Genomic DNA, 22,728 nt, shown 5'->3' with positions numbered 1-22,728 from the left:
CGGTCACCCCGGCTGATCCCACGGTGAAGGGCCCCGCACCTCATGAGGTGCGGGGCCCTCGCGTGTGTCAGGCGGCGCGCAGCCGTTCCCGCGCCTCCATCAGGGCGAAGCCCAGGAGGTTGTCGCCGCGCCAGCGCGCCGGGTCGTGGGCGCGGGGGTCGTCGGCCGCCAGGCCGATGCCCCAGACGCGGTCCACCGGGCTCGCCTCCACCAGGACCCGGGTGCCGGTGCCGAGGAGATAGGACCGCAGGGCCTCGTCCGAGGAGAACTTGTGGACGCTGCCCTCGACGACGATCCCGAAGCGCTCCCGCGCCCACACCGTCTCGTCGAAGCCCCGGACGAGCCGGCCCGCCTTCTTGGCCTCGGCCGGGGTACCGGCGGACAGCGCGGCCCGCTCCGCCTCGGCGTCCTCGAAGAGCCGGGCCTTGGCCGCCATCATCCAGTGCTCGGCCGTCGCGTACGACACGCCGCCGACCACGAAGGGCGCCGGCCACCACTGGCTGAGACAGCTCGCCGAGAGGCGGCCGTCCGGGTGTGGGCGGTGACCCCAGAAGTGCAGCCACTTCACCCGGTCACCCCTGTTGACCTGCTGTGTCAGTGTCTCGATCGCGCTCATGCACGCGAGTGTGGCATCCGCCACGGACACTTAGTACGGAGATGATCCGGCCGCCTCGACACATGGTCGACCGATTCCGTCGCGTAACCAAAAGGCAACAACGGAATCCCTTGTTGGGCCATCATCCCTCTGTCAGGATCGGCACTCAATTCGAGCTGGAACAACGGAGAGCGTCATGGGCAACCGCTTCCAGGCGACGGACCGCTTCGCGGACGGCGCACAGTACATCGGCGGGCGGCTCCGCCCCGGAACCTCCGGTCAGGAACACAGCGTGATCGATCCGGCGACGGGGGAGAGCGTGTACACCTACACGCTCGCCTCCACCGCCGACGTGGACGAGGCCGTCGCCGCCGCCAAGGCCGCCTTCCCCGGCTGGGCCGGCGCCACCCCGGGCGAGCGCTCCGACGCGCTCCACCGCTTCGCCGGCGTCCTCGCCGAGTGGGCCGAGGACCTCGCCCGCGCCGAGTCCCTCCAGTGCGGCAAGCCGCTCAAGCTCACCACCGAGTTCGACGTGCCCGGCACCGTCGACAACACCGCCTTCTTCGCGGGGGCCGCCCGTCACCTCCAGGGTCAGTCCGCCGCCGAGTACAGCGGCGACCACACCTCGTACATCCGCCGCGAACCCCTCGGCGTCGTCGGCTCCATCGCCCCCTGGAACTACCCGCTCCAGATGGCCGCCTGGAAGATCCTCCCGGCCATCGCCGCCGGCAACACGATCGTCCTCAAGCCCGCCGAGCTCACCCCGCTGACCTCCCTGATGTTCGCGCAGGCGGCGAAGGAGGCCGGCATCCCCGACGGTGTGGTCAACATCGTCAACGGCGCCGGGAAGACCGTCGGCGAACACCTCGTCGGCCACCCCGACGTCGTCATGACCTCCTTCACGGGCTCCACCCCCGTCGGCAAGCGGGTCGCCGAGATCGCCACCGCCACCGTGAAGCGCCTCCACCTCGAACTCGGCGGCAAGGCACCCTTCGTGGTCTTCGACGACGCCGACCTGGAGGCCGCCGCCCACGGCGCCGTCGCCGCCTCCCTCATCAACAGCGGCCAGGACTGCACCGCCGCCACGCGCGCGTACGTCCAGCGCCCGCTCTTCGACGCGTTCGTCGCGCGCGTCGCCGAACTGATGGAGACCGTCCGGCTCGGCGACCCCTTCGACCCGGCCACCGACCTCGGTCCGCTCGTCAGCCACCGCCACCGCGACAGCGTCGCCGGCTTCGTGGAGCGGGCCCGCGGCTACGCCACCGTCGTCACCGGCGGGGAAGCCCCTGGCGGAGACCTCAAGGACGGTGCGTACTATCGTCCGACCCTGATCACCGGAGCCGCGCAGGACAGCGAGGTCGTGCAGTCGGAGATCTTCGGCCCGGTCCTGGTGGCCCTGCCCTTCGACAGCGACGACGAGGGCATCCGGCTCGCCAACGACACCCCGTACGGCCTGGCCGCCTCCGCCTGGAGCCGGGACGTCTACCGGGCCAACCGCGCCACCCGGGACATCAAGGCCGGCTGTGTCTGGGTCAACGACCACATCCCGATCATCAGCGAGATGCCCCACGGCGGCACCAAGGCATCGGGCTACGGGAAGGACATGTCGGCGTACTCCTTCGAGGAGTACACACAGGTCAAGCACGTGATGTTCGACAACACCGCGGTCGCCGCGAAGGACTGGCACCGCACGATCTTCGGGGACCGATAGCAGCTCGCCGCCCGACCGGCGGCCCACCCATCCCGAAAGGGCACAGCGCATGGAGCAGTACGAGCCCGACAGCCTCTCCGCCGCCCAGACGGCGGCGATACGTCGCAGCCTGACGAGCGGCCGGGGCGCCCTCACCCGCCGTTCGATGCTGCGGGCGGGAGGTGTCGGAGCGCTCACCGTCGGAGGCCTCGCCTCCCTGAGCGCCTGCGGCATCCCGCCGGCCAAGCGGGAGGGCCAGGGGCCCGCCTCCACCGACGTGTCGGCCCAGGAGAAGACCCTCGCCTTCTCCAACTGGACCGAGTACATGGACGTCAGCGAGGACGAGAAGGCCCGCCCGACCCTGGAGGCGTTCACGAAGCGCACCGGGATCAAGGTCAAGTACACCGAGGACATCAACGACAACGTCGAGTTCTTCGGCAAGATCAAGCCGCAGCTCGCGGCCGGCCAGGACACCGGCCGCGACCTGATCTGCGTCACCGACTGGCTCGCCGCCCGGATGATCCGGCTCGGCTGGGCCCAGAAGCTCGACGCCTCGAACCTCCCCCACGCGTACGCGAACCTCTCCGCCCAGTTCCGCAGCCCCGACTGGGACCCCGGCCGCGCCTACTCGTACCCGTGGACCGGCATCTCCACGGTCATCGCGTACAACGTCAAGGCGACCGGCGGCAAGAAGGTCGACTCGGTCACCCAGCTCCTCGACGACCCCTCGCTCAAGGGCCGGGTCGGCTTCCTCACCGAGATGCGCGACTCCGTCGGCATGACGCTGCTCGACCTCGGCAAGGACCCCGGCAGCTTCACCGACGCCGACTACGACGCGGCGATCGGACGACTCCAGAAGGGCGTCGACAAGAAGCAGATCCGCCGCTTCACCGGCAACGACTACACCTCCGACCTGGACAAGGGCGACATCGCCGCCTGCCTCGCCTGGGCCGGCGACATCATCCAGCTCCAGGCGGACAACCCGGACATCAAGTTCTCCATCCCGTCCGCCGGTTACATCACCTCCAGCGACAACCTGCTCGTCCCCGCCCAGGCCCGGCACAAGACCAACGCCGAGAAGCTCATCGACCACTACTACGAGCTTCCCGTCGCCGCCCAGCTCGCCGCGTACATCAACTACGTGTGCCCCGTCGACGGGGTGAAGGACGAGCTCGCCAAGATCGACCCCGAACTCGCGAACAACACGCTGATCCTCCCGGACAAGGCCATGGCCAAGAAGTCGCACGCCTTCCGCTCGCTCACCAGCGCGGAGGAGACGGCGTACGAGGAGAAGTTCGCCAAGCTCATCGGCGCCTGAGGCCCCCGTCGTCCACCTCTCTCACTCCCCCGGGACCACAACCCATGACTGACAAGACTGCTCACACCGGAAAGAACACTGGCGGCGGCGACGTCCGTCTCACCGGGATCAGCAAGTCGTACGGCTCCTTCACCGCCGTCCACCCGCTCGACCTGACCGTTCCTCAGGGCTCCTTCTTCGCCCTCCTCGGCGCCTCGGGCTGCGGCAAGACCACCACCCTGCGGATGATCGCCGGCCTGGAGGACCCCAGCACCGGCACCGTCTTCCTCGGCGACAAGGACGTCACCGACCTCCCGCCGTACAAGCGGCCGGTCAACACCGTCTTCCAGTCCTACGCGCTCTTCCCGCACATGGACATCACCGAGAACATCGCCTTCGGCCTGCGCCGCCGCGGCATCAAGTCGGTGAAGAAGCAGGTCGACGACATGCTGGAGCTCGTCCAGCTCGGCGACAAGGCCCGGCACAAGCCGCACCAGCTCTCCGGCGGCCAGCAGCAGCGCGTCGCCGTGGCCCGCGCGCTCATCAACCACCCGCAGGTGCTGCTCCTCGACGAACCGCTGGGCGCCCTCGACCTCAAGCTGCGCCGCCAGATGCAGCTGGAGCTCAAGCGCATCCAGACCGAGGTCGGCATCACCTTCGTGCACGTCACCCACGACCAGGAGGAGGCCATGACCATGGCCGACCAGGTCGCGGTGATGAACGGCGGCCGCGTCGAGCAGCTCGGCGCCCCCGCCGACCTGTACGAGAACCCGCAGACCACCTTCGTCGCCAACTTCCTCGGCACCTCCAACCTCATCGAGGCCGAGGTCCTGGAGACGGGCTCCTCCGGCGCCGACGTGCTGGTCACGGCCGGCGGCGGCAAGCTCCGCGTCCCCGGCGACCGCTGTACCTCCGCCGTCCGCCAGGGCGGCAAGGTGCTCGTGGGCGTCCGCCCCGAGAAGATCTCCCTCACGCACGCCGACGACGCCGGCTCGATAGCCGACGGCCGCAACCGGGTCACCGGCCGGATCGCCGACTCCTCTTTCATCGGCGTCTCCACCCAGTACGTGGTGAACAGCCCGGCGGGCGCGGAGCTCCAGGTGTACGAGCAGAACATCGAGCGCGACACCCGCCTGGTCCCCGGAGCCGAGGTCGTCCTGCACTGGAACCCGGCGCACACCTTCGGTCTGGACGCCGCCCAGGACATCGACGCGGGCGTGGAGACGGTGGAGGACGCCGGATGACCACGTCCACGCTCCAGAAGAAGGAGGACGCGGCACCGGTCGAGGAACCGGTTCTGCGCAAGCCCTCCACCCGCAAGCGGCTCGTCCCCTACTGGCTGCTGCTGCCCGGCATCATCTGGCTGATCGTCTTCTTCGCGCTGCCGATGGTCTACCAGGCCTCGACCTCGGTCCAGACCGGCTCGCTCGAAGCCGGCTTCAAGGTCACCTGGCACTTCCAGACCTACTGGAACGCCTTCCAGGAGTACTGGCCGCAGTTCGTCCGCTCCCTGCTCTACGCCGGGACCGCGACCCTGCTCTGTCTGCTGCTCGGCTACCCGCTCGCGTACCTCATCGCCTTCAAGGCCGGCCGCTGGCGCAATCTGCTCCTCGTCCTCGTCATCGCGCCCTTCTTCACCAGCTTCCTCATCCGGACGCTGGCCTGGAAGACGATCCTCGCCGACGACAGCCTCGTCGTCGACGCGCTGAACGCGCTGCACGTCCTCGACGTGACCAGCTGGATCGGCTGGACCGAGGGCGACCGCGTCCTCGCCACCCCGATGGCGGTCGTCTGCGGTCTCACGTACAACTTCCTGCCCTTCATGATCCTGCCCCTCTACACCTCCCTGGAGCGGATCGACGGCCGGCTGCACGAGGCCGCGCAGGACCTGTACGCCTCCCCGGCGACCACCTTCCGCAAGGTGACCTTCCCGCTGTCGATGCCCGGCGTCGTCTCCGGCACCCTGCTCACCTTCATCCCGGCGAGCGGCGACTACGTCAACGCCGAACTGCTCGGCTCGACCGACACCAAGATGGTCGGCAACGTCATCCAGTCGCAGTTCCTGCGGGTCCTCGACTACCCGACGGCGGCCGCGCTCTCCTTCATCCTCATGGCGATCGTGCTGATCATGGTCACCGTCTACATCCGCCGAGCGGGAACGGAGGACCTGGTCTGATGCGTTGGATCCGTCGGAACCTCGTCGTCATCGCGGGCCTGCTGACGCTCGCGTACATGATCCTGCCGAACCTCGTCGTGATGGCGTTCTCCTTCAACAAGCCGAAGGGGCGCTTCAACTACTCCTGGCAGGAGTTCTCGCTCGACGCCTGGAAGGACCCCTGCGGCGTCGCCGACATGTGCGAGTCGCTCTCCCTCTCGCTCCAGCTCGCCGCCTGGGCGACGGTCGGCGCGGTCGTCCTCGGCACGATGATCGCCTTCGCGCTCGTCCGCTACCGCTTCCGGGCCCGCGGCGCGATCAACTCGCTGATCTTCCTGCCGATGGCGATGCCCGAGGTCGTCATGGCCGCCTCGCTGCTCACGCTCTTCCTCAACATGGGCATCGAGCTCGGCTTCTGGACGGTCCTGATCGCCCACATCATGTTCTGTCTGTCGTTCGTCGTGACGGCGGTCAAGGCCCGGGTCATGTCCATGGACCCGCGTCTCGAGGAGGCCGCGCGCGATCTCTACGCGGGGCCGACGCAGACCTTCCTGCGCGTGACCCTGCCGATCGCGGCCCCCGGCATCGCCGCCGGCGCCCTGCTCGCCTTCGCGCTCTCGTTCGACGACTTCATCATCACCAACTTCAACGCGGGCTCCACCGTCACCTTCCCCATGTTCGTCTGGGGCTCGGCACAGCGAGGAACCCCCGTTCAGATCAACGTCATCGGCACCGCGATGTTCGTCCTCGCGGTACTGGTGGTCGTGGCCGGGCAAATCATTACGAACCGGCGCAAGAAAACAGCAACGGCCTGAGCAGAACGCAGCTCAGGCACCGAAGGAGTTGGAAACCATGGCCCCAGTCGCCATGCGTCTCGCTGCACAATCTCTCTCCGACGCCCAGCCCGTCCCCTTCTGGCTGGAAGACCCCGGCAAGCCCGGCGCCCTGCCCGCCCTCACCGGCACCGAGAAGTGCGATCTCCTCGTCGTCGGCGGCGGATACAGCGGACTGTGGACCGCGCTCCTCGCCAAGGAGCGCGACCCCGCCCGGGATGTCGTGCTGATCGAAGGCCGCGAGGTGGGCTGGGCCGCCTCGGGCCGCAACGGAGGCTTCTGCGCCGCCTCCCTCACCCACGGCTTCGGCAACGGACTCGCCCGCTGGCCGGGCGAGCTGCCGAAGCTGGAGGAGCTCGGCGAGCGCAACCTCGACGGCATCGAGGAGGCGGTCGCCCGCTACTCCCTGGACTGCGACTTCGAGCGCACCGGCGAGATCGACGTCGCCACCGAGCCGTACCAGCTCGACGAACTCCACGAGATGTACGAGGAGATCGACCGGCTCGGTCTCGCGGACGGCCTGGAACTCCTCGACCAGGACGCCGTCCGGGCCGAGGTCGACTCGCCGACCTTCCTCGGCGGCCTCTGGGACCGCCGCGGCGTCGCCATGCTGAACCCCGCCAAGCTGGCCTGGGGCCTGAAGCGGGCCTGCCTGGACCTGGGCGTACGGGTCTACGAGAACACCCCCGGCCTCGACCTCGTCTCGGTCGGCGCCGGCATGGGTGTCCGCACCCCCTACGGCCGCGTCCTGGCCCGCCGGGTCGCCCTCGGCACCAACGTCTTCCCGTCGCTGGTCAAGCGCGTGCGCGCGTACACCGTCCCGGTCTACGACTACGCCCTGATGACCGAGCCGCTCAGCCCCGAGCAGCTCGCCTCCGTCGGCTGGAAGAACCGGCAGGGACTCGGCGACTCCGCCAACCAGTTCCACTACTTCCGGATCACCGCCGACCACCGCATCCTCTGGGGCGGCTACGACGCGATCTACCCCTTCGGCGGCAAGGTCAGCGCCGAGATGGACCACCGCCCGGAGACCTACCTCAAGCTCGCCGAGCACTTCTTCCGCTGCTTCCCGCAGCTGGAGGGGCTCCGCTTCAGCCACGCCTGGGGCGGCGCGATCGACACCTGCTCCCGCTTCTCGGCCTTCTTCGGTACGGCGTACCAGGGCAAGGTGGCGTACGCGGCCGGGTTCACCGGCCTCGGCGTCGGCGCCACCCGCTTCGGCGGCGACGTGATGCTGGACCTGCTCGCGGGGGAGCGGACCGAGCGCACCGAGCTCGAGATGGTCCGCCACAAGCCGCTGCCGTTCCCGCCCGAGCCGATCGCCTGGGCCGGCATCGGCATCACCAAGTGGGCGATGGCGCGCGCCGACGAGAACGGCGGCCGCCGGAACCTGTGGCTGAAGGCGATGGACCGGATGGGCCTCGGCTTCGACAGCTGAGCCCCAGGCTTCTGATGTGACCTACATCACAACTGATGGGTAGCTGAAACCGCGTAAGAGCAGCCGCCCGAATCGCTCTCTCCGTACGGACACCGTGTCCACGCGGAAGGAGACCGTTGCGATGACTGGTACGGGGGCCTCGGGCGCCAAGAGCGCGGTGGAGTGGCTGGTTTCGGTCGCGCCCGATCCCGACGCCTGCCGGTGGGAGTGGGAGCGCAACCCGCACGGGGTCGCGCTGCTGCCCGCCGGCAGGCGCTGGGACGTCCTGATCCTGCCGGCGGAGCTCGGCTACCCCACCCTCGACGTCCTGACCCGCCTGGTCGGCCGGCCGGGCCCGGTCCTCGCCGACTTCGGCGACGCCCGGATGGGCTTCTTCGTCCCGCCGGGCACCGCGACCCGCTGGCTCGGCACCGGGGTGCGCGGCGCGGGCGCCGGGACCTGGATCGTGGTCCCGTACCCGGGCCGGGTGACCGGTGGGGTGCGTTGGCTGGTGGCGCCGGACGGCGCGGGCACCCTCACCGACGCCGCGGTCCTGGAGCTGGCGATGCACGAGGCGGCGGGACAGATCGGGCGCGCGGGAGGGACGCCGTAGCCGGGGCGGCCCGCACGGGCCGGGCGGGAGGAACGGGGCCGTACGAGGGCCGGGCCGGAGGGGAGTGGTCCCTGCGATGGGCGGGCCGGAGGTCTGCGGTCCGTGCGGTGGGCGGGCCGGAGGTCTGCGGTCCGTGCGAGGAGTGGGCCGGAGGGGAGTGGTCCGTGCGAGGGGTGGACCGAAGGGAGTGGTCCGTGCGCTGGGCGGATCGGTTCGTCCGTCGTGCGGACGCCGCGTACAGAGGTCTTGACCACTCGATTGGTCTGGACCATGCTGTGGCGCGCTCCCACCTCGATTCCCCCACCCCCGGAGGCAGTTGTGGACCGCGCCAGACCTCTCACCCTGCTCCTCGCGGGCGCCCTCGCCGCCGGAGGACTCGCCGCCCTCGGCCCCGCCGCCCAGGCCGCCGACGCCGAACTCGCCCGCAACGGCGGCTTCGAGGCCGGCCTCGACGGCTGGACCTGCACCGCCGGCAGCGGCGCCGTCGTCTCCACCCCCACCCACAGCGGTACGAAGGCACTCCAGGCGACCCCCGCCGGCAGCGACAACGCCCGCTGCTCCCAGACCGTCACCGTCAAGCCCAACTCCTCGTACACGCTGAGCGGTTGGGTGCGCGGCAGCTACGTCTACCTCGGCGCCACCGGTACGGGCACCACCGACGTCTCCACCTGGACGGGCTCCGCCCCCGACTGGCAGCGGCTCGCGACCACGTTCACGACGGGCGCCTCGACGACCTCGGTCACGATCTACACCCACGGCTGGTACGGCACCCCCGCCTACCAGGCCGACGACCTCTCCCTCTTCGGCCCCGGCGGCGACCCGGTGCAGCTCCCGGCCGCCCCCACCGGCCTCGCGGCGGGCTCCCCGACCTCCACCACCGTGCCGCTGACCTGGTCCGCGGTCTCCGGTGCCACCTCGTACAACGTCTACCGGGGGACCACCAAGGTCCAGACGGTCAGCGGCACCTCGGCCACCGTCACCGGACTCACCGCCTCCACCGCGTACACCTTCCAGGTCAGTGCCGTGAACAGCGCCGGCGAGTCCCCGAAGTCGGCCACCGTGAGCGCGACGACGACCAGCGGGGGCAACCCGGGCAACCCCGGCCTGCCCGCGCACGCCCTCGTCGGCTACCTCCACGCCAGCTTCGCCAACGGCTCCGGCTACACCCGGATGGCCGACGTCCCCGCCTCCTGGGACGTCATCAACCTCGCCTTCGGCGAGCCGACCTCGGTGACCTCGGGCGACATCCGCTTCAGCCTGTGCCCGGCGACGGAGTGCCCGAACGTCGAGTCGGCCGCCGACTTCAAGGCGGCCATCAAGGCCAAGCAGGCCGCCGGCAAGAAGGTCCTGATCTCGATCGGCGGCCAGAACGGCCAGGTGCAGCTCGCCACCACCGCCGCCCGCGACACGTTCGTCTCCTCCGTCTCGAAGATCATCGACGAGTACGGCCTCGACGGCCTCGACATCGACTTCGAGGGCCACTCGCTGTCCCTCCAGACCGGCGACACCGACTTCCGGAACCCGACCAGCCCGGTCATCGTCAACCTGATCCAGGCGGTCAGGACCCTCAAGGCCAAGTACGGCCAGAACTTCGTCCTGACCATGGCCCCGGAGACCTTCTTCGTCCAGCTCGGCTACCAGTACTACGGCTCCGGCCCCTGGGGCGGCCAGGACCCGCGCGCCGGCGCCTACCTGCCGGTCATCCACGCCCTGCGCGACGACCTCACCCTGCTGCACGTCCAGGACTACAACTCGGGCTCCATCATGGGCCTCGACAACCAGTACCACTCGATGGGCGGCGCCGACTTCCACATCGCGATGACCGACATGCTGCTCACGGGCTTCCCGGTCGCGGGCAACACCGACCGCGTCTTCCCGGCGCTCCGCCCCGAGCAGGTCGCGATCGGCCTCCCGGCCTCCACCCAGGCGGGCAACGGCCACACGGCCCCGGCCGAGGTGAACAAGGCGCTGGACTGCCTGACGAAGAAGACCAACTGCGGCACCTACCAGACCCACGGCACCTGGCCGGCCCTGCGCGGCCTGATGACCTGGTCGATCAACTGGGACCGCTACAACCAGTGGCAGTTCTCGAACAACTTCGACGCGTACAACTGGAGCTGACCGCGAGGATCAGCAACGAGAGGCAGAGGCTGGCCAGCACGTCGAGCGGCCAGTGGAAGCCCCGCAGCACGAGGCCGGTCCCCGTCACCGCCGTCAGCACGGCGGCGACGGGGATCAGGCGGTTCGAGACCAGGAAGGCCGCGCCGAAATAGGCGACGGCGGCCGTGGCCGTGTGGCCCGAGGGGTAGTAGCCGTGCGCCCAGGGCTCCAGCGGGCCGGGGCGGGCCGTCCACTCCTTGAGTGGGATCACGAGCAGGGGCACGGCGGCCATGGCGAGCCCCGCGTACAGGGCGGCGAGCCGCCGGCCGCGCCACACCGCGTACGCCATCGCGCAGGCGAGGACGGGGAGGGCGACGGTCATGTTGCCGAGGTCGGCGGCGAGTTCGGAGAGGGGCCGGGGGACCGAGTCCACCAGGGCCCGGGACACCCGCTCGTCGAGCCTGGCCAAGGGGCCGTGGACGAGCACCTGCCAGGTCACGACGGCGAGGGCGACGAGCGCCGAGAGGAGAGCCGGCCGCCCTGGAACAGGGGGGGTGGTTCCAGAGCGGCCGAGAGGATCGGATCGCCGCACGCCCCGGGGGGTGTGGGGCGGGCGGCCGTCCGATCGGTGAGGAGTTCCGGAGCACGAGGCTCCAGGGGTGTGCGCGACGGCACGGTGTGGACGGGGCTGGGGAGGCTCCGCCCGGGGTGTTTCTCTCATCTGCAGAAACCGTACGTCAGAGAAGGGGGGACCGACAGCAGGAAACGCGTCCCGCCATCGGCCCCCCACACAGTCTTCACACGGAGTGTCAGATCCGGGGCCGGACCCCAGGTCGGATCCGAACTCGGGTCCCACTTCGCACCCGTGTCCGGAGCTGCTGTCGGAGCCGCTTCCGGATGTGCCGTCAGATCTGGGCGAACGCGTTCTCGATGATGTCGAGGCCCTCGTTCAGCAGGTCCTCGCCGATGACCAGCGGCGGCAGGAAGCGCAGCACGTTGCCGTAGGTGCCGCAGGTCAGGACCAGCACGCCCTCGGCGTGGCAGGCCTTCGCCAGCGCGGCGGCGGCCTCGGCGTACGGCTCCTTGGTGTCGCGGTCCTTGACCAGCTCGATGGCGATCATGGCGCCGCGGCCGCGGATGTCGCCGATGGCCGGGAACTTCTCCTGCATGGCGGTGAGGCGGGCCTTCATGACCTCCTCGATGCGCTGCGCCTTGGCGTTGAGGTCGAGCTCCTTCATCGTCTCGATGGAGCCCAGCGCGGCGGCGCAGGCCACCGGGTTGCCGCCGTAGGTGCCGCCCAGACCGCCGCCGTGGACGGAGTCCATGATCTCGGCGCGGCCGGTGACGGCGGCGAGCGGCAGACCGCCCGCGATGCCCTTGGCGGTGGTGATGAGGTCCGGGACGATGCCCTCGTCCTCGCACGCGAACCACTGACCGGTACGGCAGAAGCCGGACTGGATCTCGTCGGCGACGAAGACGATGCCGTTGTCGTTGGCGAACTTCACGATCGCCGGCAGGAAGCCCTTGGCCGGCTCGATGAAGCCGCCCTCGCCGAGGACCGGCTCGATGATGATCGCGGCGACGTTGTCGGCGCCGATCTGCTTGGTGATGTTGTCGATCGCCTGGGCGGCGGCCTCGGGGCCGCAGTTCTCCGGACCGGTGGGCCAGCGGTAGCCGTAGGCCACCGGCACGCGGTAGACCTCGGGCGCGAACGGACCGAAGCCCTGCTTGTACGGCATGTTCTTCGAGGTCAGCGCCATCGTGAGGTTCGTACGGCCGTGGTAGCCGTGGTCGAAGACGACGACGGCCTGGCGCTTGGTGTACGAACGGGCGATCTTGACCGCGTTCTCGACGGCCTCGGCGCCGGAGTTGAACAGCGCGGACTTCTTGGCGTGGTCGCCCGGGGTCAGCTCGGCGAGCGCCTCGCAGACCTCCACGTAACCCTCGTACGGCGTCACCATGAAACAGGTGTGGGTGAAGTCCTGGAGCTGCGCGGAGGCGCGGCGCACGACGGCCTCGGCGGAGGCGCCGACCGAGGTCACGGCGATGCCGGAACCGAAGTCGATCAGGCGGTTGCCGTCGACGTCCTCGATGATGCCGCCACCGGCCCGCTTGGTGAAGACGGGGAGCGTGGAGCCCACGCCACCGGCGACCGTGTCGAGACGGCGGGCCTGAAGCTCCTGCGACTTCGGACCGGGGATGGCGGTGACGACGCGCCGCTCCTGCGGGACAGCGTTCATGCGGGGCTCCTGGGGGTGTTCTGGACGCACTTGCGGGTTTCCTCCGCAGGCTAGGCGCGGGGGAGGGACGGGGGCATGCGCCGATCGGGAGTGGTGGGGGGTGTGTCGTTGTCCGGGATGGATAGGGCGGGGGTGGGGGCGGGGCGTGGGGGAGGCCTATGGCGTGTCGTGGCCAGGACCTGGAGGAGTCGGGCCTGGACCAGTCGCCGCAAGCCGGGGTCTCGGCCGTACGGGTGGTCGAATCCCCTCCCGGGGGCTCCGGGCCCACTAGATTGACGGTGGCACAGACGCGGCGACCTGGCTGGTCAGGGGGCAGGGGTTCATGGAGACCGACGGCACGTACGAGTCACGCGACACGGAGGGGGGCGCGGTGCCGCGGTCGGCGGGGCCTCCGGTGGGCACACCCGCCCCCGAGGTGCCCCCCGCTCGAAGGGTCGGCCCGGGACTCGGACCGACGCCGCCGAGCGTCCCGCCTTTGCCGTCCCGGGCTCCTGCGCAGGCCGCGGCGCCGGTTTCCTCACCCGTCGTCGAGTGGCTGGACGCCCCGAGGCCGGAGGCGGGCCTCGGTGTCTGGCGGCTTCGGCATGTTCCGCCGCCTGCGGAGGTCACGAGCATCAGGCCCATCACCTTGCTCGGGATGCTGATCCCCCTGATGGTCGGCCTGTTCATCTGGTTGGCCTACCGCAATGACAACCTGCCGTACGCGGCCTTCGTGATGAGGACCTTCACCCCGAACGACTGGTGGAGCGGCCTCGGCGCCACGGCGAAGGACTGGCAAGGCGTCGCAGTCCACACGATCTTCGACGCTGTCGTCTTCTTCGGCCTCGTGTGGCTGGTCGGCGTCCTCGGCTCCTGGGGCAGGATCGTCCATTACTACCTCGATCGGTGCCGGCCGCCGGTGCGCGCCGCGCTCGCGGGTGTGGGGGCCCTCATCGGTCTGGCAGCCGTCTTGCCCGAGGCCCTCCACCTCGGCTGGTCGGCGGTACCGGTCGTCAACCCGATCCTCTACCTCATCGCCCTTGTCACCGGCGGCTGGCACATCGCCGGCTCGCCGTTCGTCATCTATGCCGTGTACGTACTGAGCGCGGCGCTGGTCGTCTGGCCGTGTGCGCGGGTCGGTGACTGGGAGAGCCTCTTCCGGCAATGGCGTATCGGGCGCGCCCTCGGCGCCGCCCCGGCCCCCGCCCCTCCGAGCAGCCCGGGCATCCCCCGCTCGCAATGGCCCGAGCTGCGGGCCGTGGGTGAGCACCGAGCTGCGGACATGCTCACCGGCGAACTGGCCGCCGGCCGGATGAACGACGTCGACTGCGCACGGGTGCGCCGCCTCTGGGAGGCCCGTGATCGGGATGCCGTCCGTCCGGCCGCCTTCGTCGACGTACTCCTCCGCCAGGGCGCCGCGGCCGGCGCGCACCCGTCGGGCGACCGCGATCTGCCGAACCGTTCGGCTTCCCACGACCTGCTCCTGGGCCAGGTACGAGTGGGCAAGTGGGTGGCCGCAGAGCGCGGCTCACGTGACTATCACGGCGCGGGTCTTGCCCTCGATCCCGAGCTCCTCGGTACCTCGCTCCTGGCGGTGGGCCCCTCCGGAGCGGGCAAGACCCGGTCCCTGGTCGCTCCCGTGGTCGAGTCACTGTGCCTCCAGGCCCTCACCGGCGCGTGCGCCGTCGTCGCTGTCGGCTCGGCCGGAACCCGGCTCGGGCCCGACGGGGCGTACGACGTCGTGATCCGGCTAGGCGACCCCACCTCCCGGTACGACCTGGACCTGTATGCCGGAGCCACGGACCCGGACGAGGCCGCCGCTTGCCTGGCCGAAGGGCTGGTCGGTGACATGGAGGGCATGGAGCCGCGACGAGCCGCGACCGTGCTCGCCCAGATCCTGGGCCCGTACCGGGTCGCCTACGGGCGCTTCCCGACCGTGCCGGTCCTGCGGGAGCTGCTCGAGGCCCGCCCTGAAACCCTGCGGGCGCTGCTCGACCTGCTGCCGGCCGACGGCGCCCAGGCGATGCGCCGCGAGCTGGAGTCCCGGCTCCGCCAGGTCGGCACCACGAACGACCTGGGGCCCGTGCTCGCCGATCGGCTTGCGGCCCTCGACCGGCCCGTCTTCGCCGAGTTCTTCGGCGGAGGGGAGGAGACAAGGTCCTTCTCTCTGCGGGCCGTCGCCCAGCATCCGATCCGGGTGCGGGTCAGCCTGCCGGATGGTGGCCATGAAGAGGCGGAGCGCCTGCTCAACCGGCTGTTGCTCGCCCAGTTCCAGCACATCACACGAGGACGTGCGGGACGGGGGAACTTCGCGTGTCTGGTGCTCGACGACGCGGCGGGCGCAGTCACTCCCGGCACGCTGCGGGCTCTTCAGCGGCTGCGCACGCAGAACGCGGGTGTCGTGCTTGCCCTCCGCACTCTCGCAGAGGTGCCTGAAGCACTGCACGGGCCGCTCCTCGCGATCGTCGGCTGCCGGATGGCCTTCTACGGGCTCCCCACGTGGGACGGGAGGGCCTTTGCCGAGGCATGGGGCACCGAACGCGTGGAGATGACCGAGGTGGCCCATCACACCGTCTTCGCCGACCAGCCGATGACGAGGGCCATCCACGCCCTGCGCAAGCTGGTGACGGGCAAGGCCGTGACCACCGAGGCCGTCACCGTACGAGAGGTGGAGAGGCAGCGCTGGTCGGCCTCGGACCTCGCCCACGCCGTACCTCCCGGCCATGCCGTGCTCTCCCTGAGCCATGTGCGCGGCGAGCAGGTGCCGCCCATGCTCGTCGACCTGCGAGGCTGAGCGGCCGTCCCGCCGCCCTGGCACAATCGGGGGCGCCGCTCGGCTGAGCGGCGCCCCCTCGCTCAAAGGTCCGACGGTCCCCAATGCCGCCCACCCTCGCCTCGCTCGTCCAGCACTCCTCCCTGAAGCTCGTCGTCCGGGCGGGGGAGGACCGTCTGGACACCCCCGTCCGCTGGGCGCACGTCAGCGAGCTCGCCGACCCCGTCCCGTACATGGAAGGCGGCGAGCTCCTCCTCACCACCGCGCTCACCCTCGACGCGGAGGACCTGGAGGCGATGCGCCGCTACGTGCGGCGGCTGCTCGGCGCGGGGGTCGTCGGGCTCGGCTTCGCCGTCGGCGTCAACTACGACGAGATCCCGCCCGCCCTCCTCGACGCCGCCCGCGACGAGCACCTGCCCCTCCTCGAGGTACCGCGCCGGACCCCCTTCCTCGCCATCAGCAAGGCCGTCTCCGCGGCCATCTCCGCCGACCAGTACCGCGCCGTCACCGCCGGCTTCGAGGCCCAGCGCGAGCTGACCCGCGCCGCGCTCGCCGAAGGCCCCGAGGCCGTCGTCGCCCGGCTCGCCGCCCACGTCGACGGCTGGGCCGCCCTCTACGACACCTCCGGCACCGTCGTCGCCGTCTCGCCCGAATGGGCGGCACGCCGGGCCGCCCGCCTCACCCCCGACGTCGAGCGGCTGCGCGACCGGCCCGCCCCCGCCAGCGCCGTCGTCGGCGGTACGGACGACCGCGTCGAGCTCCAGTCGCTCGGCACGGGACGGCGCGTCCGAGGCGCCCTCGCCGTCGGCACCGGCGCACCCCTGGGGACCGCCGAGCGGTACGCCGTGCACTCGGCGATCGCCCTGCTCACCCTCACGACGGAACGCTCCCGTTCGCTCCAGGCCGCGGAACAGCGCCTCGGCGCCGCGGTCCTGAAGCTGATGCTCGCCGGCCAGCCGGACCACGCGCGCGCGGTGGCCGGTGATGTGTACGGCGGGCTGCTCGACGCCCCCTTCCGGCTCCTCGTCGCCGAACCCGCCGGAGGCGACCCCACCGGCGAACCGGCGCTCCAGGTCCTCGCCGAGGCCCTGGAGTCGGCGGCCGCACGCGCGGGCGAGGCGGTGCTCACCGTCCCCGAGAGCGAACAGCGGCTCGTCGTCCTCGCCGCGGACGCCGGCGCCGTCGTCGCCGCCTGTGAGGGGTACGCCGAACGGGACGCCGAGGACGCCGGCCTCACCATCGGCCTCTCGGCCCCCGCCGGCCCGATCACCGCCGCCGCCGCGTACAAGCAGGCGGAGCAGGCGCTCTCGGTGGCGAGGCGGCGCGGCAAGGCGCTCGTCGAGCACGAGGACCTCGCGGCGGGATCGGTCCTGCCGCTCCTCGCCGACGACGCCGTCCGTGCCTTCGCCGACGGGATGCTCCGCGCCCTCCGGGACCATGACGCGACGGGCCGCGGCGACCTCGTCGCCTCCCTGCGCGCCTGGCTCTCCCGGCACGGCCAGTGGGACGCGGCCGCGGCCGACCTGGGCGTCCACCGGCACACCCTGCGCTACCGGATGCGGCGGGTGGAGGAGATCCTCGGCCGTTCGCTCGACGACCCGGACGTACGGATGGAACTGTGGCTGGCGCTGAAGGCGACGGGGGAAGGCGCCGCAGAGTAGTGGGGAGCGGGGAGCGGGGAGCGGGGAGCGGAGAGCGGGGCCGGTGATCCCGGTCCTCGTGCTCGTAGGTCTCCCGCCCCCGGTCCTCAGGGGTCTCCCGCCGCGCGTCGTACGGTGTCCGCCCCCCCCGGCGCACCCAGCGCCCCCGGGCGTCTCCGCCCCCTTGCCGCCGGGGCTCTAGTCGCCCCCGCCACCGCCGTCGTCCCCGCCCCCGATGCGCCTCCGTCGGTTGCCGCTGCGCACCACGCTCCCGAGCGCCAGGGTCACGGCGGCGATCCCTCGCACCCAGCGGGGCCCGCCCCGGGCGGCCCACACCACGCAGACGCATCCTCCGACCGCGAGTACCAGGACGCCGGTCAACGCGAACATGATCATGCGATTCCCCCTGTTCCTTCCTCTCCCTCGACCGCTTCCGCGGTGGGGTCCGGACATCCTGTCATTCCCCGAAAACGGTCTCCACGCGCCCGCGTACCGGCCTCCGCCTGCCCGATTACGGGCAATTCTCTTGGTCGTGGGGCCTTTTACTCCTTACTCTCCTGCTCATGACAAGCCCCGCCGTCGATCCGGCCCCCGAGACGACCAGCGCCGGCGCCCCCGCCGCGACCGCCACCACCGTTCCGACCCGCCGGATCACCGGGGCCGTATGGGCCGCGCTCGGCATCGTGTACGTCGTCTGGGGCTCCACGTACCTCGGCATCCGGATCGCCGTCGAGACGATGCCGCCGTTCCTCTCCGCGGGCGTCCGCTTCGTCACCGCCGGCCTGCTCCTCGCCGGGATCATCGCCTGGCGCCAGGGCCCCGCCGCCCTCAAGGTCGACCGACGGCAGCTCGGGTCGGCCGTGCTCGTCGGTCTGCTCCTGATCCTCGGCGGCAACGCCCTCGTCGTCCTCGCCGAGACCTCCATCCCCTCCGGCCTGGCCGCCCTCCTGATCTCCGTCGTCCCGGCCTGGGTCGTGATCCTGAAGGCCGCCACCGGGCAGCGGCCGAGCCTCGGCGGACTCACCGGAGTGCTCCTGGGGCTCGTGGGACTCGCCGTGCTCACCCTGCCGGGGATCAGCGGCGAGGTGAAGGTCGGCGGGGTCGTCCTCGTCGTGGTCGCGACCCTGCTGTGGTCCGTCGGCTCGTTCTCCTCCGCGCGCCTCCCGATGCCCCCGAACCCGTTCACGGCCAGCGCGTACGAGATGGTCGCGGGCGGTCTCGCCGGTGTGGCCCTCGGCCTGTTCCGGGGCGAGCAGCACGGCCTCGACCTGGCCGAGATCTCCACCCGGTCGTGGGTCGCGCTCGCGTATCTGATCGTCTTCGGTTCGCTGATCGCCTTCACCGCGTACGCGTGGCTCCTGCAGGCCGCACCGCTCTCGCTCGTCGCCACCTACGCGTACGTGAACCCCGTCGTCGCGGTCGCCCTCGGCGCCCTCGTCCTGAACGAGGCGCTGTCGTGGCCCATCGTCCTCGGCGGTGCGATCGTCGTCGGCGGAGTCGTTCTCATCGTCTCGACGGAACGACGCGGCTGACCTCTTCGGCCAATTCGGACAGAGGTCCTGACTCATCACTCCACACCGGACAAGCCCACGCCCGCCGCCCCGGCCCTAACGTGTCACGAGAGCAATCGCTCGCACCCCCCGATACGGAAAGGGCCGGGACGCAATGACGACCACCCACGCCTTCTGGCTCGCCGGCCGCGAGGCCACCGGCGAGGCCACCTTCGACGTCACGAACTCCTTCGACGGACGTCTGGTCGGCAAGGTCAGCGTGCCCACCGAAGCCCAGGTCGAGGAGGCCGTCGCCGCCGCGCACGCCGTCGTCGACGAGTTCGCCGCGACCCCGGCGCACGTCCGCGCCGCCGCCCTCGACCACGTGTCGAAGCGGCTCGCCGAGCGCACCGAGGAGATCGCCCTGGTGATCTCCGCCGAGAACGGCAAGCCCATCAAGTGGGCCCGCGGCGAGGTCGGCCGTGCCGTCTCCGTCTTCCGTTTCGCCGCCGAGGAGGCCCGCCGCTGGAACGCCGGCGAGGCCCAGCGCCTGGACACCGAGGCCGGTGGCGCGGGCCGCCTCGCGCTGACCCGCCGTATTCCCAAGGGTGTCGTCCTCGGCATCGCGCCGTTCAACTTCCCGCTGAACCTCAGCGCCCACAAGGTCGCCCCGGCCATCGCCGTCGGCGCCCCGATCATCCTCAAGCCGGCGCCGTCGACGCCGATCTCCTCCCTGATCCTGGGCGAGATCCTGGCCGAGACCGACCTGCCGGCCGGCTCCTGGTCGATCCTGACCGTGCCGAACGACCGCATGCCCGCCCTCGTCAAGGACGAGCGCCTCCCGGTCATCTCCTTCACCGGCTCCGACACGGTCGGCTACGCCATCCAGCAGTCGGTGCCCCACAAGCACTGCACCCTGGAGCTCGGCGGCAACGCCGCGGCCGTCGTCCTCCCCGACTGGTCCTCCGAGGAGGACCTGGACTGGGCGGCGAGCCGTATCGCCACCTTCTCCAACTACCAGGGCGGCCAGTCCTGCATCTCCGTACAGCGCGTGATCGTCGACTCCTCCGTCCACGACCGCCTGCTGCCGAAGATCGTCGCCGCCGTCGAGGCGCAGGTCACCGGTGACCCGTCCGACGCCGCCACCGACGTCGGCCCGCTGGTCGACGAGGCCGCCGCGAAGCGCGTCGAGTCCTGGGTGGACGAGGCCGTCGCCGCCGGCGCCAAGCTCCTCGCGGGCGGCAAGCGCGAGGGCGCGACCTACGCCCCGACCGTGCTCACCGAGCTCCCGGCCGACGTCACGCTGGCCCGCGCCGAGGTCTTCGGCCCGGTTCTGACCATCGCCAAGGTCGACGGCGAGGCCGAGGCCTTCGCCGCGGTCAACGACTCCGACTTCGGCCTCCAGGCCGGTGTCTTCACCCACGACCTCCAGGCCGCCTTCCGCGCCCACCGTGCCCTCGAGGTCGGCGGCGTGATCGTCGGCGACGTCCCCTCGTACCGCGCCGACCAGATGCCGTACGGCGGTGCCAAGCGCTCCGGCGTCGGCCGTGAGGGCGTCAAGTACGCCATGGACGACTACACCTACGAGCGCGTCCTCGTCCTGACGGGCCTCGCCCTCTAGGCATACGGCGTACGGCGCGAGGGGTACGGCACAGCCCGTACCCCGTACGGCCCACGTCCACGAGACCAGGCGGTCCGAACCCACTGTGCGGGGGTTCGGGCCGCCTTTCGCCGTACGGCCGGGTCTCCGGCCGGTCTCCCGCCTGTCCGTACCCGCGGGAATCGGGTACGACGGACAGTGAGACCGAGGAGGTGTCCATGTCCGCCCCCACCCAGCGGCCCAAGGTCACCGCACACGAGGCCCGGCAGACCGCCGAGGCCGCACGTGAGCGGGACTGGCACAAGCCCAGCTTCGCCAAGGAGCTCTTCCTCGGCCGGTTCCGGCTCGACCTCGTCCATCCCCATCCGCTCCCCGCCGAGGAGGACGCCCGGCGCGGCGAGGCCTTCCTGGCCACCCTGCGCGCGTTCTGCGAGACCCGGATCGACGGCGCCCGCATCGAGCGCGAGGCCCGCATCCCCGACGAGACGATCGCGGGGCTCAAGGAGCTCGGCGCGCTCGGGATGAAGATCGACCGGAAGTACGGTGGTCTCGGCCTCACCCAGCTGTACTACAACCGGGCCCTCGCGCTCGTCGGCTCCGCGAGCCCCGCGGTCGGCGCCCTGCTCTCCGCGCATCAGTCGATCGGCGTACCGCAGCCGCTGAAACTCTTCGGCACCCAGGAGCAGAAGGACGCCTTCCTGCCCCGGCTGGCCCGTACGGACATCTCCGCGTTCCTGCTGACCGAGCCGGACGTCGGCTCCGACCCGGCGCGGCTCGCCACCACGGCCGTACCCGACGGGGACACGTACGTCCTCGACGGCGTGAAGCTCTGGACCACCAACGGCGTCATCGCCGACCTGCTCGTCGTCATGGCCCGCGTGCCCGCCTCCGACGGACACCCCGGCGGCATCACCGCCTTCGTCGTCGAGGCCGGCTCGCCCGGCATCACCGTCGAGCACCGCAACGCCTTCATGGGCCTGCGCGGCCTCGAGAACGGGGTCACCCGCTTCCACGGCGTCCGGGTCCCCGCCGAGAACCGCATCGGCCCCGAGGGCGCCGGCCTCAAGATCGCCCTCACCACCCTCAACACCGGCCGGCTCTCGCTCCCCGCCGCCTGCGCGGGCGCCGGGAAGTGGTGCCTGAAGATCGCCCGCGAGTGGGCGGGCGTCCGCGAGCAGTGGGGCGGACCGGTCGGCCGGCACGAGGCCGTCGGCACCAAGATCTCCTTCATCGCGGCCACCACCTTCGCCCTGGAGGCGGTCGTCGACCTCGCCTCCCAGATGGCCGACGAGGACCGCAACGACATCCGCATCGAGGCCGCCCTCGCGAAGCTGTACGGCTCCGAGATGGCCTGGCTCATCGCCGACGAACTCGTCCAGATCCGGGGCGGCCGCGGCTACGAGACCGCCGACTCGCTCGCCGCCCGCGGCGAACGCGCCGTCCCCGCCGAACAGGTCCTGCGGGATCTGCGGATCAACCGGATCTTCGAGGGCTCGACCGAGATCATGCACCTGCTGATCGCCCGCGAGGCCGTCGACGCCCACCTCTCCGTCGCGGGGGACCTCATCGACCCCGGGAAGTCGCTCGCCGACAAGGCGAGGGCGGGCGCGCGGGCGGGCGGCTTCTACGCCCGCTGGCTGCCGGGACTCGTGACGGGCCCGGGGCAACTGCCCTCCTCGTACGCCGAGTTCGGCGAGCTGGCGGTGCATCTGCGGTACGTGGAACGGACCTCGCGCAAGCTCGCCCGCTCCACCTTCTACGCGATGTCCCGCTGGCAGGGCCGGATGGAGCTCAAGCAGGCCTTCCTCGGCCGGATCGTCGACATCGGCGCGGAACTCTTCGCGATGAGCGCGGCCTGTGTACGGGCCGAACTGCTGCGCACCACCGGCGACCACGGCCGGGAGGCGCAGCAGCTCGCGGACGCGTTCTGCCGGCAGGCCCGGCTGCGGATCGAGGAACTGTTCGGACGGCTCTGGTCCAACGCGGACGAGGTCGACGGGCGGGTCGCGGAGGGGGTCCTCGCGGGGCGGTACGTGTGGCTGGAGGAGGGGATCGTGGATCCGAGCGACGAGGGCCCCTGGATCGCGGACGCGACACCGGGCCCCTCGACGGAGGAAAACGTCCACCGCCGAGTTCCTTAGCCCACGGAGGTCCGGCCCCGGCCACGGGCACGCCGGGGGCACCCGCCCCCGCCCACCCGCGTGGTGGGCCTTCGTTCCGCCGGGCGGGTCCCCCGGACGGAGTCTGGGGGAGGGACGATTGCCCACCACGGCGGGCGGCACCGCCCCGCGAGACGCAGCCGCACG

17 protein-coding genes are annotated in these 22,728 nt (G+C 71.3%); 13 read left to right on the top strand and 4 right to left on the bottom strand.

Features of this window, described 5'->3' with window-relative positions:
- Nucleotides 1–67 precede the first annotated feature (67 nt).
- Nucleotides 68–616 carry an NADAR family protein gene (locus ACIP8Z_RS31325; protein WP_402089499.1) on the bottom strand — a complete coding sequence of 183 codons (549 nt, stop codon included), beginning with the start codon at nt 614–616 and terminating at the stop codon, nt 68–70.
- A gap of 175 nt (nt 617–791) precedes the next feature.
- Between ACIP8Z_RS31325 and ACIP8Z_RS31320 the strand changes: the two genes are divergently transcribed.
- From ACIP8Z_RS31320 to ACIP8Z_RS31285, 8 genes are all read left to right on the top strand, one after another.
- A complete protein-coding gene (locus ACIP8Z_RS31320; protein ID WP_402089497.1) occupies nt 792–2,306 on the top strand; it encodes a gamma-aminobutyraldehyde dehydrogenase in 1,515 nt (504 codons plus the stop codon).
- A 49-nt stretch (nt 2,307–2,355) separates the two neighbouring features.
- On the top strand, nt 2,356–3,603 hold the full coding sequence (locus ACIP8Z_RS31315) for a spermidine/putrescine ABC transporter substrate-binding protein (RefSeq protein WP_319320037.1): 1,248 nt from the start codon (nt 2,356–2,358) through the stop codon (nt 3,601–3,603).
- A 44-nt stretch (nt 3,604–3,647) separates the two neighbouring features.
- Nucleotides 3,648–4,826, top strand: a complete 1,179-nt coding sequence (locus tag ACIP8Z_RS31310; RefSeq protein ID WP_402089495.1) for an ABC transporter ATP-binding protein — start codon at nt 3,648–3,650, stop codon at nt 4,824–4,826.
- A complete protein-coding gene (locus ACIP8Z_RS31305; protein WP_402089493.1) occupies nt 4,823–5,758 on the top strand; it encodes an ABC transporter permease in 936 nt (311 codons plus the stop codon). The genes ACIP8Z_RS31310 and ACIP8Z_RS31305 overlap by 4 nt, the downstream gene beginning before the upstream one ends.
- Complete coding sequence (locus ACIP8Z_RS31300) at nt 5,758–6,552, top strand: ABC transporter permease (RefSeq protein WP_015036516.1); 795 nt, start codon at nt 5,758–5,760, stop codon at nt 6,550–6,552. The genes ACIP8Z_RS31305 and ACIP8Z_RS31300 overlap by 1 nt, the downstream gene beginning before the upstream one ends.
- A 37-nt stretch (nt 6,553–6,589) precedes the next feature.
- A complete protein-coding gene (locus ACIP8Z_RS31295; RefSeq protein ID WP_402089491.1) occupies nt 6,590–8,008 on the top strand; it encodes an NAD(P)/FAD-dependent oxidoreductase in 1,419 nt (472 codons plus the stop codon).
- Nucleotides 8,009–8,129: 121 nt separating this feature from the next.
- The gene (locus ACIP8Z_RS31290) at nt 8,130–8,600 is read left to right on the top strand and encodes a hypothetical protein (RefSeq protein ID WP_402089489.1); all 471 of its coding nucleotides are present in this window, start codon (nt 8,130–8,132) and stop codon (nt 8,598–8,600) included.
- Nucleotides 8,601–8,918: 318 nt separating this feature from the next.
- Entirely contained in the window at nt 8,919–10,721 is a 1,803-nt protein-coding gene (locus ACIP8Z_RS31285) for a chitinase (RefSeq protein ID WP_402089487.1), read from the top strand.
- Here ACIP8Z_RS31285 and ACIP8Z_RS31280 read toward each other — a convergent pair.
- Together ACIP8Z_RS31280 and gabT are read right to left on the bottom strand one after the other, a co-directional pair.
- Nucleotides 10,657–11,421 (bottom strand): phosphatase PAP2 family protein, encoded by a 765-nt coding sequence (locus ACIP8Z_RS31280; RefSeq protein WP_402089485.1) that lies wholly within the window; start codon nt 11,419–11,421, stop codon nt 10,657–10,659. The two genes, ACIP8Z_RS31285 and ACIP8Z_RS31280, sit on opposite strands and share 65 nt — an antisense overlap.
- A 184-nt stretch (nt 11,422–11,605) precedes the next feature.
- A complete protein-coding gene (gene gabT / locus ACIP8Z_RS31275; protein ID WP_402089483.1) occupies nt 11,606–12,940 on the bottom strand; it encodes a 4-aminobutyrate--2-oxoglutarate transaminase in 1,335 nt (444 codons plus the stop codon).
- Nucleotides 12,941–13,262: 322 nt separating this feature from the next.
- On the opposite strand from gabT, the gene ACIP8Z_RS31270 reads away from it, so the two are divergent.
- A complete protein-coding gene (locus ACIP8Z_RS31270; RefSeq protein ID WP_402089481.1) occupies nt 13,263–15,713 on the top strand; it encodes an ATP/GTP-binding protein in 2,451 nt (816 codons plus the stop codon).
- Nucleotides 15,714–15,796: 83 nt separating this feature from the next.
- Complete coding sequence (locus tag ACIP8Z_RS31265; RefSeq protein ID WP_402089479.1) at nt 15,797–17,353, top strand: PucR family transcriptional regulator; 1,557 nt, start codon at nt 15,797–15,799, stop codon at nt 17,351–17,353.
- Between the two features lie 177 nt (nt 17,354–17,530).
- Here the strand turns inward: ACIP8Z_RS31265 and ACIP8Z_RS31260 are convergent, their stop codons facing one another.
- Complete coding sequence (locus ACIP8Z_RS31260) at nt 17,531–17,728, bottom strand: hypothetical protein (RefSeq protein ID WP_402089477.1); 198 nt, start codon at nt 17,726–17,728, stop codon at nt 17,531–17,533.
- 167 nt (nt 17,729–17,895) lie between these two features.
- On the opposite strand from ACIP8Z_RS31260, the gene ACIP8Z_RS31255 reads away from it, so the two are divergent.
- The 3 genes from ACIP8Z_RS31255 to ACIP8Z_RS31245 all read left to right on the top strand — a co-directional run bounded on the left by ACIP8Z_RS31255 (nt 17,896) and on the right by ACIP8Z_RS31245 (nt 22,563).
- A complete protein-coding gene (locus tag ACIP8Z_RS31255; protein WP_402089475.1) occupies nt 17,896–18,864 on the top strand; it encodes an EamA family transporter in 969 nt (322 codons plus the stop codon).
- 133 nt (nt 18,865–18,997) lie between these two features.
- A complete protein-coding gene (locus ACIP8Z_RS31250) occupies nt 18,998–20,443 on the top strand; it encodes an aldehyde dehydrogenase family protein (RefSeq protein ID WP_055603555.1) in 1,446 nt (481 codons plus the stop codon).
- Between the two features lie 197 nt (nt 20,444–20,640).
- Nucleotides 20,641–22,563: an acyl-CoA dehydrogenase family protein gene (locus tag ACIP8Z_RS31245; protein WP_402089473.1), complete on the top strand. Its 1,923-nt coding sequence runs from the start codon at nt 20,641–20,643 to the stop codon at nt 22,561–22,563.
- Nucleotides 22,564–22,728: the final 165 nt, after the last annotated feature.

Source organism: Streptomyces sp. NPDC088553 (genome assembly GCF_044752965.1).
Classification (GTDB): Bacteria; Actinomycetota; Actinomycetes; order Streptomycetales; family Streptomycetaceae; genus Streptomyces.
This window is presented reverse-complemented; position numbering and strand designations above follow the sequence as displayed.